The 13,606-nt window shown below is 63.7% G+C and carries 12 protein-coding genes; 6 read left to right on the forward strand and 6 right to left on the reverse strand.

Annotation, left to right across the window (positions count from 1 at the left end; all coding sequences use genetic code 11):
• Nucleotides 1–11 precede the first annotated feature (11 nt).
• The 6 genes from dld to ABLE91_RS18305 form a co-directional block, all read right to left on the reverse strand.
• On the reverse strand, nucleotides 12–1,820 hold the full coding sequence (gene dld / locus ABLE91_RS18280; RefSeq protein ID WP_348933065.1) for a D-lactate dehydrogenase: 1,809 nt from the start codon (nucleotides 1,818–1,820) through the stop codon (nucleotides 12–14).
• 244 nt (nucleotides 1,821–2,064) lie between these two features.
• Nucleotides 2,065–2,280 (reverse strand): DUF4287 domain-containing protein, encoded by a 216-nt coding sequence (locus tag ABLE91_RS18285; RefSeq protein WP_348933068.1) that lies wholly within the window; start codon nucleotides 2,278–2,280, stop codon nucleotides 2,065–2,067.
• Nucleotides 2,281–2,376: 96 nt separating this feature from the next.
• Nucleotides 2,377–3,444, reverse strand: a complete 1,068-nt coding sequence (locus ABLE91_RS18290; protein WP_348933071.1) for an ABC transporter ATP-binding protein — start codon at nucleotides 3,442–3,444, stop codon at nucleotides 2,377–2,379.
• Nucleotides 3,445–3,486: 42 nt separating this feature from the next.
• On the reverse strand, nucleotides 3,487–5,271 hold the full coding sequence (locus ABLE91_RS18295; protein ID WP_348933074.1) for an ABC transporter permease: 1,785 nt from the start codon (nucleotides 5,269–5,271) through the stop codon (nucleotides 3,487–3,489).
• Between the two features lie 27 nt (nucleotides 5,272–5,298).
• Nucleotides 5,299–6,390 carry an ABC transporter substrate-binding protein gene (locus ABLE91_RS18300; RefSeq protein WP_348933076.1) on the reverse strand — a complete coding sequence of 364 codons (1,092 nt, stop codon included), beginning with the start codon at nucleotides 6,388–6,390 and terminating at the stop codon, nucleotides 5,299–5,301.
• Nucleotides 6,391–6,500: 110 nt separating this feature from the next.
• Nucleotides 6,501–7,199 (reverse strand): GntR family transcriptional regulator, encoded by a 699-nt coding sequence (locus ABLE91_RS18305; RefSeq protein ID WP_348933077.1) that lies wholly within the window; start codon nucleotides 7,197–7,199, stop codon nucleotides 6,501–6,503.
• A gap of 113 nt (nucleotides 7,200–7,312) precedes the next feature.
• Here ABLE91_RS18305 and ABLE91_RS18310 point away from each other — a divergent pair, with 113 nt between their 5' ends.
• Genes ABLE91_RS18310 through ABLE91_RS18335 form a run of 6 tightly spaced genes read left to right on the forward strand, consistent with a single transcriptional unit; the run spans nucleotide 7,313 to nucleotide 13,604 of the window.
• Nucleotides 7,313–7,714 carry a Zn-ribbon domain-containing OB-fold protein gene (locus ABLE91_RS18310; protein WP_348933080.1) on the forward strand — a complete coding sequence of 134 codons (402 nt, stop codon included), beginning with the start codon at nucleotides 7,313–7,315 and terminating at the stop codon, nucleotides 7,712–7,714.
• A 43-nt stretch (nucleotides 7,715–7,757) separates the two neighbouring features.
• The gene (locus tag ABLE91_RS18315) at nucleotides 7,758–9,938 is read left to right on the forward strand and encodes an acetate--CoA ligase family protein (RefSeq protein WP_348933083.1); all 2,181 of its coding nucleotides are present in this window, start codon (nucleotides 7,758–7,760) and stop codon (nucleotides 9,936–9,938) included.
• The gene (locus ABLE91_RS18320) at nucleotides 9,935–11,107 is read left to right on the forward strand and encodes an acetyl-CoA acetyltransferase (protein ID WP_348933085.1); all 1,173 of its coding nucleotides are present in this window, start codon (nucleotides 9,935–9,937) and stop codon (nucleotides 11,105–11,107) included. Before ABLE91_RS18315 ends, ABLE91_RS18320 begins: the two co-directional genes overlap by 4 nt.
• Before the next feature lie 18 nt (nucleotides 11,108–11,125).
• Nucleotides 11,126–11,599, forward strand: coding sequence for a MaoC/PaaZ C-terminal domain-containing protein (locus tag ABLE91_RS18325; RefSeq protein ID WP_348933087.1), 474 nt, complete (start codon nucleotides 11,126–11,128; stop codon nucleotides 11,597–11,599).
• 40 nt (nucleotides 11,600–11,639) lie between these two features.
• Nucleotides 11,640–12,785 carry a CaiB/BaiF CoA transferase family protein gene (locus ABLE91_RS18330; RefSeq protein WP_348933090.1) on the forward strand — a complete coding sequence of 382 codons (1,146 nt, stop codon included), beginning with the start codon at nucleotides 11,640–11,642 and terminating at the stop codon, nucleotides 12,783–12,785.
• Nucleotides 12,786–12,815: 30 nt separating this feature from the next.
• Nucleotides 12,816–13,604 carry an enoyl-CoA hydratase/isomerase family protein gene (locus ABLE91_RS18335; protein WP_348933093.1) on the forward strand — a complete coding sequence of 263 codons (789 nt, stop codon included), beginning with the start codon at nucleotides 12,816–12,818 and terminating at the stop codon, nucleotides 13,602–13,604.
• Nucleotides 13,605–13,606 lie beyond the last annotated feature (2 nt).

Consider the following 13,606-nt stretch of genomic DNA (forward strand, 5'->3'; position numbering starts at 1 on the left):
GCGGCCTTATCTCATCCCCAGTGCGCGCACTTTGACGTGTGTCCGATGCCGGGATTAAAGGAATTGCTCGGATCGAGATCCTTGTAGTGATCGCGCAGTGCGGGCTTTGCCACGTACAGATGCCCCACATTGTGCTCAGCGGGATATTCTGCACCCCTCGCGTCCAGGATCTTCCACATGGCGTGCTCCACCTCCATCGTGTCGAAGCCCTTCTTCACGATGTAGTCCTGGTGGAACACCTGGCAAAAAAAGTGCCCGTAATAAAGCGCGTGCTGGATCTTGGAGGCAAGATCCGCCGGGAGATGTTCACGCCAACTGACACCGTTGCGGGGCAAGGCGATATCGAGAGCGACAATGTCCTCGACATCCCCCCTGTGGATCGTCCGGTAACGGATCGCAGCGCCTGCGGCAGCAAAGCGATGAAGAAAGGCTTTTTCCCCTTCCTCCGGAGTGCATTCGAAATAGGCGCCATCGGCGGAGGGGAAAAGAGTCTGAAGATAAGCGCGCGCTTCCTCGATGGAATCGTCGGCCATCCGGAGCATCAGGTGGTGCTCGAAGCGGTCCCGGTAATCGTAGAGCCGCCCTGGGAGATGCTTCGGAAACAACGAGCCGAAGAATTGCATCATGCGATCGGAAAGATCGTGCGGAAGAAATTTGAAGCGCGCGCAAAACGCATCAAACTTTCCCTTGAGAGAGAACATCAGGGGCAGACGGTCTGTACCCAGGTATTGGATCGCCAGAAAGGTATCTTTTCCGTATTTCTCTGCAATATCGAACGCATCTCGATGAATATACTCACCTTGGATCGGCAGAGATCGAAAATTGGAGAGGATGTGGCGACGCAGCTCCGTCAGTTCGTCGGGATTGTTGGTGCCGATATAGAAATCGACAATCTTCTTTTCCTTAGGAAAGGTGTCCAGGCGCACCGCCAGGATCATCACCTTGCCAGCACTACCTGAGGACTCGAACAGTCGCTTCGGATCGGCGTTGAATCGTGCGGGCGTTTCGGCAGTGATATCTCGGACATGGGTTTGATAGTCATGATCCGAACAAGAGAGGTTGGGATCGTGCGCAATGGTGTCCGGGCGGAAATTCCCCTTCTCTACATTTTTCAGGATCGTTTCCGGGTCGTCGCCCAACTGAATTCCCAAATGATTGACCAGATGAACATTTCCATCCTCGTCCACCTGGGCGTAGAGCGTCATTTGCGTGAAGGCGGGGCCGCGATGGATAAGCGCGCCACCAGAATTATTGCATACGCCGCCGAATACCGATGAGCCGATACACGAAGATCCGATCACGGAATGCGGATTCCGACCGAGGGGCGCGAGCGCCTTCTCAAGCTCAAACAAACGCGCGCCCGGGAGGCACACAACCTGACGCCCCTCGTCGAGGAGGTGGATCGTGTCGACGCGCGTCGTCGAGATGATGACGATTTCACGATCATACTGGTCGCCGTCCGGCGTGGAGCCCCCAGTGAGGCCGGTGTTGGCGGCCTGCATGATCACGATTTTTCCGGCTGCTATGCACGCGTTCAAAACGCGCCAATGTTCGACGAGGCTTCCCGGCCGAACAACCGCCAAAGCGGGCCCGTCGCCAAATCGGAAGCCCTTTCGGAAGGGCTGCGTGCTGGAGAGGCTGGTGAGCACATGACTGTCGCCGACAATCCCCTTCAACTCGGCAATTAAACCTGCATTGCCGTGGGGATGCTGCCTGGGTGAAGCCGCTTCGCCGGAGTGGAAAGCCGCCAGTGGACTCATCACGCTCTCCCGCGAACGATGGCGATATGAAAGCTCGCCGACTTCGGCCCCGATCTTCATGATCGGCTGAAATAGGTGGCGTCGATAGCGAGGACGAGCGACCGATATATGACGCGCCTTCAGGATCGTCGGAAGGTGGCGGAGCAAGCCCTACGAGAAACAGTTCGCCCGTGCAGCGCGATCATCAACAGGCCGCCGATCGCGCTCATGAATGGCTCTCCGGCACCCACGCCATGATGATGACTCAGAGGGCAAGGTGGTCTCTGAGGTCCGCGAAGGGTGAGGAGCGGGCTCAGATCAGCCGCTACTTTAAGCCATCTTGAGCCAAGGTATGGGCGACCACGGCGTTGGCGTGACCGTGGCCCATGCCGTGATGGTCCTTCAGGATGGCGACCAATTCCATATGCTTAGCTGGGTATGCGTCGCGGACAATCCCCTGCCAGTGCGAGATTGGTTGACCGTACTTCTTCTCGATGGATGGAAAGTAGGACGCCGGTCCCTTGACGGTGCTGTCAGTCATCAGTGAGCCCCTTTTTCCGAGACATTCGCCCTAGATGGCGTTTGACCGCAAGCGGTCCAGAGCGCCATGGGAGGCTTGCCCTCTAAGGGGAGGGGATCAATGAGGCACGAGGATCATCTTGTCCGGGGGTATGCGTACCCAGACCTCCTGTCCCTCCGAGAGATCGCGGGGCGGGCTCAGTTGGACGCGCAGATCGGTGTCGCCGAATTTGAGATAAAGGTCGCTGATATTGCCAAGGAAGTAGTTTGCGACGACCGTCGCCTGGAAACTGTTGACGTCGTCCGGCGGATCTGTGGTGACGATGACCTCCTCCGGCCGGCACACGGCACGCACGTGCTGGCCGGCGGAAAGTCCCACATCGGCGCTTATCAGGTTGAGTCCCGAGGGAAGGCGGATGGCGGTGCCGCTTCCGTTGCCGGTGACGACCCCGTCGAAGATGTTGGTGAGCCCGACGAACTGCGCTCCGAACAGAGATGAGGGCCGGTCGTAGATCTGCCGTGGCGTGCCGATCTGATCGATTTCACCGTCCTTCATGAGGATGATGCGATCGGCCACGACCATCGCTTCCTGCTGGTCGTGGGTGACGTAGATGGATGTCAGGCCGAGGCGCTGCTGGAGCATCCGCAGTTCCATCCGCATGGATTCCCGCAGCTTGGCATCGAGGTTGCTGAGCGGCTCATCGAACAGCAGGATGGATGGTTCGAGTACGATCGCCCGCGCCAACGCCACGCGCTGCTGCTGGCCGCCCGAGAGTTGGCTGGCGCCGCGGTCCATATGTTTCTCGAGCCCGACCAGGCTCAAGGCGCGCCGCACCTTGGCGTCGATGCCCGCTTTCGCCTCGCCCTTCATCTTCAGTCCGAAGGCCACGTTCTGGCCCACGCTCATGTGCGGCCAGATCGCATAGGACTGGAACACCATGCCGATCTCGCGCCGTTCGGGCGGCAGCGAGAAATCGGGGCTCGAGACCACTCGGCCACCCATGGCGATCTCGCCTTCGGAGATATCCTCAAGGCCGGCGATACAGCGCAGGGTCGTGGTCTTGCCGCATCCGCTGGGACCCAGCAGCGCGACGAACTCGCCCTTCCTGATGTCGAGATCGACATTGTTGACGGCGCGATAGGCGCCGTAGCGCTTGACGAGATTACGGACTGTGACTTGCGACATGTGTCCTCCCGGAACATCGCACGCGGGCCTCGACCCGCAGCCTCATGTTTTTGCGATTGCGCGCTCCAGCTGGACCCGGAACACCAAGCGCGTGATGATCACCATCACCATCATGATCAGCGTCTGAACCAAGCCGACGGCAGCAGCGTACTGGTAGTTGCCATTGTCCATGTAGTGCCAGGTAAGCACCGAGAGGACCTGGCTCCGCTCGCTGTAGAGCAGGATCGACGCCGACAGTTCCTTGGTGCTCTGGATCATCACGAAGAACAGGATCGCCACCAGCGTGCCCTTCATCAGCGGCAGCACGATCAGCCGCAGGACGGTGAGGCTGCCGGCGCCCGCGACGCGGGCGCTTTGCTCCAGGTCCGGATGGAGCTGGAGGATCGAGGAGCGGCTGACGAGGATGCCATAGGGCAGGAATTTCGCCGTGTAGGCGAGGAGCAGGATCCACACCGAGCCGTAGAGCGGCGTCTGCAGGTAGATCCACAGAAGGCCGATGCCGTAAACCAGTCCCGGCACCGCCACGGGCAGGACACCGAGGAAGGCGACGAGGCTGGTGCTGAACTTAGGCCGCCTGAGTTCCATGAAGCTGATCACGAACCCCACAAGGACGCAGATGACGCCGCTGCCGATGGCGAGGCCGATGGTGTTCCACAACGCATCGCGCATGTCCTGTTGTCCGAACATGCGTTGGTAGTGCTCGAGCGTGAAGATGTCCCAGGTGATGGCCGGCGCGCTGTAGCGCATGACCGAGGACAAGAGCAGGGAGCCGAAGGGCAGGAGGTCCGCGCACAGGATGTAGAGCCCGATGGCGATGAAGGCGGGCGCTTTCCACCCGCCCAGCTTCAAAGGCTTCGCGCGGAAGCCCTTGCCGGTCACGCTCACGTAGCGCTCGGAGCGCTGGGTGATGCGGCGCTGGATCCACACGCCGAGGAATGTGACCCACAGCAGCAGCGTTCCAGCGGCTGCGGCGTGGGCGCGGTGGACCGGAAACGTGGTGGAATCCTGGTAGATCTTCCACGGCAGCGTCGTGAAGCCGGTGGTGGAGCCGATAATGCCGGGGATCGTGTACATCTCGGCGGCGAGGATGAAGATCAGCAGTCCCGAGGCCAGGATGGCCGGTGTCGCCATGGGCACGCTGATGCGCAGCAGCGCCTGGATCGCCGACGCGCCTGTGATCCGCGCCGCCTCCTCGAGCGAGGAATCCATCGCGCGGAAGCTGCCCGACGTGAACAGGTAGGCGAACGGGCAGAAGAACAGGAACATCACCCAGACCACGCCGCCATAGGACCATATGTTGATCAAGCTCACGGGATCGAGGCCGACGGCGCGCATGGCGGAGGCCGCCGCGACGTTCAGGAAGCCGGTCTTGCCGGAGCCGAGCGCCACCCAGGCGATCAGCCCGGCGAACGGCGACAGGAACAGGGGCATGATGATCAGAAGATCCATCGCGCCCTTGAAGGGAAGGTCGGTGCGCCAGACCAGGATCGACATGGTCACGCCGACGACCAGCGAGAAGGCGGTGACCACGGCGGAAAGGATCAGGGTTTCGGCGAGATAGCCGAGATATTCCGACGACGTGTAGACATGGATGAAGGCGGCAAGGCTGCGCTCATCGGAAAGGCCGATGCGGGTTTCACGGTAGAACGCCGCATCGACCGCATAGACGAGCGGAACGATGGCCACCGCGATGACGAAGATCGCGAGGAGCAGCCACAGGATGCGCTCGCCCGACCACAGGGCACCCAGCCTTTGGAAGAGGCTGGGCCCCACCGGGGCGTGGCCGGTCATGGCTGGGAGCGAGGCGGAGGGAATGTCAGAGGCCATGTCGAGCGCTTTCGTAAGAACAATCGATCACGGCTGCTGCGCGTCCCGCAGGATCTTGATCCACAAGTTCATGTCCTTGTCGTAGTCGCGCTCCCAGCGCGCGGTATCGACCAGGTAGGGCTCCGTGATCGGGTCATACCAAGGCTCTTTGGTCACGGCGCGCTTGTCGGGCACGCCCCCGAGCGCTGTCTGCGCGCCATAGATCTGCTGGAAGGCGGTCGCGCCCTCCTCGCTGAGAAGCCAGTTCTGGAACAGGCGGGCGGCGTTGGGATGCGGGGCGAAGGCGGAGATGGCCGACCAGCTGTTGGAATAGGTCGGGGTCGGCTTGGGATGGATCCAGCGGATCGGAGCGCCCTGCTGAAGCTTCACGATGCCGGCGGCTTCCCAGCTCCAGAATGTGAAGTCCTGCTCGCCCGCCACCACGCGGTCGACCGGCACGAGAACCTCGGAATAGACCGCCGGCTTCTGTGCAGCGACCTTCTTGAGGAACTCGACGCCGTAGATGTCCTTGTATTTCGGGTCGAGGAACATGTGGACCGGCGCGTAGCACGAGCCGCACTTCTGGGTGGTCACTGCAAAACGGCCCTTGAAGCGGGGGTCGAGGACGCCTTTCCAATCCGAGAGGATCTTCACCTCTTCGGGCGTGAGCTTGTTCACGTTGTAGATGATGGCGTTGTCGGTCATGTGGGTGGCGTAGGCATAGTCGCCGATGCGGAACGCCTCCGGGATGCGGTCCGCTGTCGGCACTTTCCAGGATGCCAGGAGCTTGTCGTCGATCAGTGCGGTGACGCTCGGCCGGTCGCCGAGCTGGAGGTTATCGGCGATGTATTGCTTCGCCTGGGTCTCCTGCATGAACCGCTGATACTGCTGCACCCCGACGATCCGCAGGGCCTGCACCGAGATGCCTGGATAACGCTCCTGGAACTTCGCCGCGATGGCATTCATCGCATCGAGCGGCGTCGTGATGTACCAGACGATCTTTCCTTCCTTCTTGGCTGCTTCGTAAAGCTTTGCGGTGTCGGACGGATCGGGAAAGGTCTGCGCCATGGCCGGTGCGCCGGCGGCAAGAATGGTCGCGGCAATGCACGATAGGGCAACGGCCCTGCAGCGATTGAACATGTCTCTCTCCCTCTCGGACATTTATTTTTGTGGGCCGTGTCGGGCGAACCTTGGCGGGCTCGTGGAAGCGCCCCCCGCCCGTGCTTCGAGCGGGTGGGAAAAAGCGTGGATCAGCTGCTTGCAGTAAGGCGGTCGCGGAACATCTGAAGCGTCGCGCCGCCCGCGTTGCGCACGTGCTCGACGCCGGCGCTCCAGGCCTCGTCCTCGTCGTGGGCCATGATGGCCTCCACGAAGCGGCGGACTTCCGCGAGGCTCTTGTCAGCGCGTCCCGGCTGGCTCAGCGACATGGCGCGAAACTGCATGGCGCGGATATGGATCGCGCGCAACGCGGCGGCGGCGACGTCGTTGGCCGCCCCCTCGATCAATACGGCATAGAGCTCGCTCTTGGCCGCCACCATCTGGGATAGGTCGCGGGTGCCGTAGGCGCGCGCCATCTCATCAAAGGCTTGCTTAAGCCGAAACATCATCTCCTGCGATCCGCGGCGGGCAAACAGCCGGCCGAGCAGACCCTCCAGAACGGCGCGGGTCTCGTAGATGTTCTCGGCGTCCTTCAGGTCGATGGTGGCGACGATCGGGCCCTTGTTGGGGACGGTCGCGACAAGCCCCTCCGACTCCAGCTGGCGCAACGCCTCGCGGACCGAGGTCCGGCTTACGCCAAGCCGTTCGCAGAGATCCTTCTCCAAGAGCCGCTCGCCCGCCCGGAAGGTCCCCTCCGCAATCGCCAGCCGCATGCGGTCGGCCACCTGATTGCGGAGCGGCGCTGCCGCCGCGATCCGCATGGATTCCTTTGGTTCCAGCGAAATTTCCATCATCCGATCTTATTATGTGCTTATCATCTTGTCATACCGTAATACGCGATTATGATCGGCGCAAGAATTAAAGACGGCCCAGGCGGGGCCGCCCGAAAGGCCGGAGAGCGCTCGTGAATGAGGAATTGCCGCTGCCCATCATCAATGCCGACTCGGGCTCTTACTGGGGCGGCGCGAACGAGGGCCGGCTCATGATCCGGGCCTGCAAGGCATGCGGCGCAAAGCATTTCATGCCCCGCAACCTGTGCCCGCATTGCTGGTCGGAGGATCTGGAGTGGGTGGAGGCGAGCGGACACGGCACGGTCCACAGCTTCACCGTGATCCGGCGGGCGCCGCTCGCCTCCTATGCGGGGCGCGTTCCCTATGTCGTCGCCCTGGTCGAGCTCCACGAGGGGCCGCGCATGCTGACCAACATCGTTGGGGAGGACGCGCTTGCCACCTGCATCGGCGACGCCGTCGAGGTCTGCTTCGAACGAAGGGGTGAGCAGGCCATCCCGCAGTTCACGCGCGTCTGACCCGACCGCCAATCCGCGAACAGCCCACATTCATGGTGTTGGAATGACAGAGTTTTCAGGCCACGGATATTATTCGGCCAAACGCGAGCTGCTCGGCCACCGCGAGCTTGGCCGGCTCGTCGATCCCCGCTCCATCGCGGTGGTTGGCGCGTCCAATACGCCCGGTTCCTTTGGCCGGTTGGCGGTCGAGAACATCCAGGTCGGTTACGAAGGCAGGATATATCCGGTCAATCCACGCTACGAGGAGGTGCTGGGGCTGCCCTGCTACCCCTCACTCGAAGCGCTGCCCGAAGCGCCCGACTGCGTGATCGTCACGGTGGCGCGTGAGCATGTCGAGGCACAGGTGGAGCGGGCAGCGGCGATCGGCGCCGGTGGCGTCATCCTCTACTCCGCCGGTTATGCAGAGGTCGCTCAGCCGGAGCGCATCGAGGCCCAGTATCGCCTCTCCCGGATCGCTCACGAGACCGGCATGCGCATTCTCGGTCCCAACTGCCTCGGTATCGTCAATTGCGTGCTGAAGGCCGGCATGACCTTCATGCCGAAGTTCCGCGAGATGCCGCTGATCCAGGGGCCTATCGGCCTCGTCTCGCAGAGCGGCGGGCTTGGCTACGTGGTGGTGCAGGCCATGGAGCGCGGCGTCGGCTTCTCGCGCTACCTGTCTGCCGGAAATTCCTGCGACATCGATGTCAGCGATCTCGTGAACTACCTCGTCGAGGATCACGAGACCAAGGTCATCGCCTGCATGCTCGAAGGCGTGCGCGACGGCGACCGTTTGGTCGAGGCGTCGCGGCGCGCTCTGGCCGCCGACAAGCCGCTGCTCATCTACAAGCTGGGAAACGGCGAAATCAGCCAGCGCACCGCCATGTCGCACACCGGGACGCTGGCGGGCGGGCCGGCAGCCTATCGCGCCGCGTTCGAGCGCACCGGCGCGGTGATCATCGACAATTGGGAGGAGTTGCTCGAGACCGCCAACTGGTTCGCCACCGCCGGGCGCCCCTTGTCCGGAGGTGTGGGCGTGATGGCGAACTCGGGAGGCGCGGCCGTCATGGCGGCGGACAAGGCGGAGGAGCACGGCGTCGACCTGCCATTGCCGTCACCTGAGACCAGCGCCCGGCTCGCCAAGGTGATCCCGGACTTCGGCTCCAACGCCAACCCTTCGGACATCACGGCGGAATCGCTCAAGAACCCCGATATGTTCGGGGAGTGCATCCGCGCTTTTGCCGACGATCCCTCCTTCGCCGCCGTGGTGGTGCCGATGCTCTCGGCGCACAGGCCCGCGACGGTCGAGCGCGCGAAATACGTCAGCGATCTCGCCGCCACCTTGCCGAAGCCGCTCTGCATTGTGTGGCTCAATGAATGGCTGGAAGGGCCGGGCAGCGAGGTCTACGACGCCTCCCGCAACCTCGCCATGTTCCGGTCCATGGGACGCTGCTTCAAGGCGGTGAGGCTCTGGTTCGACCACTATGCACGGCGCGACGCGCTGCTTCAGTCGTCCTCCGATCGGGTTGCGCCCGAGGCCGGCGACATGGTTCGGGAGCGCCTGCGCGCGCACAACGGCAGCAGCGTGCTGAGCGAGGCGGAGTCCAAGCATGTGCTCGGCCATTATGGCGTGATGACCACCCGCGAGCGGCTGGTGCAGACCGAGGACGAAGCCGCCCGCGCCGCGGGCGAGATCGGCTATCCGGTGGTCCTCAAGGTGGATTCCTCCGACATTCCCCACAAGACGGAAGCAGGCGTCGTCCGCCTCAGGCTCAGCGACGAGACGCGGGTGCGCAGCGCTTACCGGGAGATCATGGCGGCGGCCGGGAAGCTGCCGGGACCGCCCCGCATTTCGGGCGTATCGGTGCAGCAGATGGTGGGCGCCGGTGCCGAATTGATGATCGGGACGAAGCTCGATGCCCAGTTCGGGCCGCTCGTTGTGTGCGGCTTCGGCGGGGTGGCCGTCGAGGTGACCCGGGACGTCGCGTCCGCGCTCGCGCCCGTCACCAAGGACCAGGCGCTGGACATGATCCGCTCGCTCAGGGGCTACAAGCTGCTCGACGGCTTCCGGGGGCAGCCCAGGCACGACGTTTCCGGCTTTGCCGAGATGGTGGCGCGGGTGTCCGAGCTCGCCGCCGACCTGAAGGATGAGATCGCCGAGATCGACGTGAACCCGGTGATCCTCTCGCCGAGCGGGGGAGTTGCCGTGGACGCGCTGATCGTGCGCCAGGGAGAGCCCGCATGAGTGCGCAGTTGCGGGGCTGCGCCGCCATCGTCGGCGTGGGGGAATCCGATATCGGCAAGACGCCGAACATGACCGGCCTCGGCCTCAATGCCCAGGCTGCCAAGCGGGCCATCGAGGAAGCGGGCCTGAAACCGTCCGATATCGATGGCTTGCTGACCGCCCACTCCTTCACCGAGCCCTATTTCATGCTGGGGACGGTGCTGTGCGAATATCTCGGCCTGACGCCGCGCTACAACGCGTCCATGGTGGTTGGCGGCGCCTCTCCAGCAGCTATGCTGAAACACGCAGCAGAGGCCATCGCGACCGGGCAGGCGAGCGTGGTCCTGGTCTGCGCGGGGGAGAACCGGGCGACAGGCCAGTCCCGCGACAACACGCTCGCAACCCTGACCGCCATCGGCCACCCCTATTTCGAGCGGCCCTATGCGCCCTCGGTCCCTGGCTTCTATGCGCTGATCGCGCAGCGCCACATGCATGAATACGGCACCACGCGCGAGCAACTGGCATCGGTGGCCGTGACCAGTCGGCGCCACGCTGCAATGCATCCCAACGCGCACATGCGCACGCCCATCGAGGTGGCCGATGTGCTCGCCTCCAAGCCCATCGCCGATCCCTTCAACATGCTCGACTGCTGCCTCATCTCCGATGCCGGCGGCGCGTTCATCGTCACCTCCGCCGAACGGGCGCAGGATTTGAACGCCCCTCCGGTCTATCTGCTGGGCGCCGGCGAGTTCCACACGCACGAGCACATCATGTGCGCGCCGAGCCTTACGTCTTTCGGTGCGGCTAAAGCCGGGGAGGCCGCCTACCGCATGGCCGGGCTCGGCCCGCAGGATATCGACGTTGCCGAGCTCTATGACTGCTTCAGCATCGTGCCGATCATCGGCCTGGAGGAACTCGGTTTCTGCAAGCCGGGAGAGGGCGGCGCCTTCTATGCGGAAGGCCATGCCGCACTCGGCGGATCGCTGCCCGTGAACACGCATGGCGGAATGATGTCGCATGCCCATGCGGGGGCAGCCGGCGGCCTGTTCGGCATTGTCGAGGCGGTGCGCCAGCTTCGTGGCGGCCAGGGCCAACGGCAGGTCGAGGGTGCCGAGGTCGCGCTGGTGCATAACCAGGGGGGCGTGATGTCCTCCCACTGCACCATCATTCTTGGCTCATCTGCTGGCTGATCAAGAAAAGAGGTCATCATGGAACATCAGAGCCGCGGACTTTACTTCGATGATTTCGAAATCGGGCAGAAGATCATCACCTCTGCACGCACCGTAACTTCGACGGACATCGTGAATTTCGCGTGCCTGTCGGGCGATTTCAACGACGTGCACACCAACCACGAATATTGCAAGACGACGCAGTGGGGTCAGCCTCTGGCCCATGGGCCGCTCGTCTACGCCATCATGGCCGGGCTGCAATACGCCACGGGCGTGAATGACGGGACGCTGCTGGCGCTGCTCGAAGTGGAGAGATGGCGGATGCTCAGCCCCGTCGTTCATGGCGACACCATCCACGTGGTGTCCACCGTGCTCGACAAGAAGGAGGCGAGCAAGCCGGACCGCGGCGTCGTCACCTTCGAGCGCGTCTGCGTGAAGCAGGACGGCACGATCGCCCAACAGCTCACCACCAAGGCCCTTTATCGGCGCCGCGCCAGCGCGCAGGCCGCCTGAGATACGTTTCGCCCCATTCGACAGCCCAGGATTTACGCGCATGTCCGATCACCGCTTGCTGGAGGGCATCACCGTCGTCGAGATCAGCTCGAGCGTCGCTGCCCCCTTCGCCGCGCGCATCTTTGCTGATCTTGGTGCCGATGTGATCAAGATCGAGGCCCCCGGCGGCGGGGATTCCGCCCGCAAATGGGGCCCTCCTTTCTGGCGCGACGACGCCACCCCCTTTCACGCCTTCAATCGCGGCAAGCGCAGCATCACGGTGGACCTCAAGGATCCCGCGCAGATCGCGATGCTCTCCGACTTCATCGCCGAGCGGGCAGACATTGTCCTGCAGAACCTGCGTGCCGGGCTGGTGGAGCGCTATGGGCTCGATGCGCAGACGCTGCGTGCCCGTGCACCGGGCCTGATCTACGCCAATATCGGCGCATTCGGTGAAAAGGGACCGATGCGCATGCAGCCGGGCTATGAGGCGCTGATGCAGGCGATCTCCGGCCTCATCAGCCTTACCGGCGAGGCCGACCGAGATCCGGTGCGTATCGGTGCGCCCATCGCCGACATGGGCACGGGCATGTGGACGGTCATCGGCTGCCTGGCCGCCCTCCACGAACGCCAGCGGAGCGGCGAGGGGCGGGTCGTCGGCACCTCGCTCTACGACACGTCCCTCGGCTGGACCGCCATGGCCATGGCGCAATATCAGGCCACTGGCAAAGTTCCGTCCCGCACCGGGCTCAAGGGCATCAGCGTGGTGCCGAACGGCGGCTTCCACACGGCGGACGGCCTGCTGGTGATCACGGTCGGCACCGATGTGCAGTTCCGCTCCCTCTGCGGGGCGGTCGGGCGCGCGGAGCTTGCCGATGATCCGCGGTTCGTCACCAATGCGGACCGCCGGGCCAATGAGACCGCGCTGCTGGCGATCCTTGGCGACATATTCCCCACCAGGACCCGTGCCGAATGGTGCGAGATTCTGGGCGCCGCCGGCGTCGCCGCCATCCCGGTCCAGAATCTGGCGGAGGCCGCTGAGAGCGAGCAGACCGCGGCGTCCGAGATGCTCCAGGACTGCCCCGGCGATGAGCTCAAGCTGATCGGCCTGCCGCTGCGCTTCGACGGTGAACGCCCGAAGCCGCGCTGGCCCGCGCCGAAGCAGGGCGAGCCCATCCACCAGCTGAAATCAGATGCTGCCGAATAGGCAGATCAATCACTCGGGTGCATGACAATCATGGAAACAGATACCATACGTTTCGACGTCGATGGGGATGGCGTCGCGACGCTGCTTCTCAACCGCCCGGAAAAACTGAACGCCTTCGACCGGACGATGCTGGAGCGCTGGAACGAGGCTCTGCTGCGCAGCATGGACGACGAGGCCGTGAAGGTCATCGTCCTCACCGGCGCCGGTCGCGCCTTCTGTGCTGGCGGGGATGCCGGAAACATGCAGAAGCGTGCAGAAAGTCCGGAGAACGCGCTCGACCGCAAGGACTATCTGTTCCGCCTCGTTCACACCATCGCGCTCACCATGGAGCGGCTGGACAAGCCCGTGATCGCGGCCATCAACGGCGCGGCTCGCGGCGCTGGGCTCGACATGGCCCTCATGTGCGACATCCGCGTCTGCACGGAAAGCGCGACCGTTGCGGAAAGCTACATCAATCTGGGGCTCGCCGCGGGCGACGGGGGGGCGTGGTATCTCGCGCGCCTCATCGGGCCGGACCGCGCGCTGGAATTGCTCTGGACCGGTCGTGCGGTGGGTGCCCAGGAGGCGCTGGAGCTTGGCCTCGTCACCCGCGTGGTGCCGGACGACCAGCTGCTTCCCGCAACATACGAACTGGCGCGCCGCATCGCCGCCCAGTCGCAGCCGGCGATCCGCATGAGCAAGCGCATCTTCTATCAGAGCGTGAACCTGCCGCTCGTCACCCACCTCGACATGGTCTCCTCCCACATGGCGGTGCTCCGGGATACGCCCGAATACCGGGCCAAGCTCGCCGAGGTGGTCGCTCGCACCCGAAAGTCCTGAAC

The sequence above is a fragment of the Aquabacter albus genome (genome assembly GCF_040049275.1).
GTDB lineage: Bacteria > Pseudomonadota > Alphaproteobacteria > Rhizobiales > Xanthobacteraceae > Aquabacter.

What these genes read in the sequence shown, in the direction of transcription:
- ABLE91_RS18325 (WP_348933087.1), top strand. Translation starts at nt 11,126, where the DNA reads ATGGAACATCAGAGCCGCGGACTTTACTTCGATGATTTCGAAATCGGG.
- ABLE91_RS18330 (WP_348933090.1), top strand. Translation starts at nt 11,640, where the DNA reads ATGTCCGATCACCGCTTGCTGGAGGGCATCACCGTCGTCGAGATCAGC.
- ABLE91_RS18285 (WP_348933068.1), bottom strand. Translation starts at nt 2,280, where the DNA reads ATGACTGACAGCACCGTCAAGGGACCGGCGTCCTACTTTCCATCCATC.
- ABLE91_RS18315 (WP_348933083.1), top strand. Translation starts at nt 7,758, where the DNA reads ATGACAGAGTTTTCAGGCCACGGATATTATTCGGCCAAACGCGAGCTG.
- ABLE91_RS18305 (WP_348933077.1), bottom strand. Translation starts at nt 7,199, where the DNA reads ATGGAAATTTCGCTGGAACCAAAGGAATCCATGCGGATCGCGGCGGCA.
- ABLE91_RS18335 (WP_348933093.1), top strand. Translation starts at nt 12,816, where the DNA reads ATGGAAACAGATACCATACGTTTCGACGTCGATGGGGATGGCGTCGCG.
- dld (WP_348933065.1), bottom strand. Translation starts at nt 1,820, where the DNA reads ATGAAGATCGGGGCCGAAGTCGGCGAGCTTTCATATCGCCATCGTTCG.
- ABLE91_RS18295 (WP_348933074.1), bottom strand. Translation starts at nt 5,271, where the DNA reads ATGGCCTCTGACATTCCCTCCGCCTCGCTCCCAGCCATGACCGGCCAC.
- ABLE91_RS18320 (WP_348933085.1), top strand. Translation starts at nt 9,935, where the DNA reads ATGAGTGCGCAGTTGCGGGGCTGCGCCGCCATCGTCGGCGTGGGGGAA.
- ABLE91_RS18300 (WP_348933076.1), bottom strand. Translation starts at nt 6,390, where the DNA reads ATGTTCAATCGCTGCAGGGCCGTTGCCCTATCGTGCATTGCCGCGACC.
- ABLE91_RS18290 (WP_348933071.1), bottom strand. Translation starts at nt 3,444, where the DNA reads ATGTCGCAAGTCACAGTCCGTAATCTCGTCAAGCGCTACGGCGCCTAT.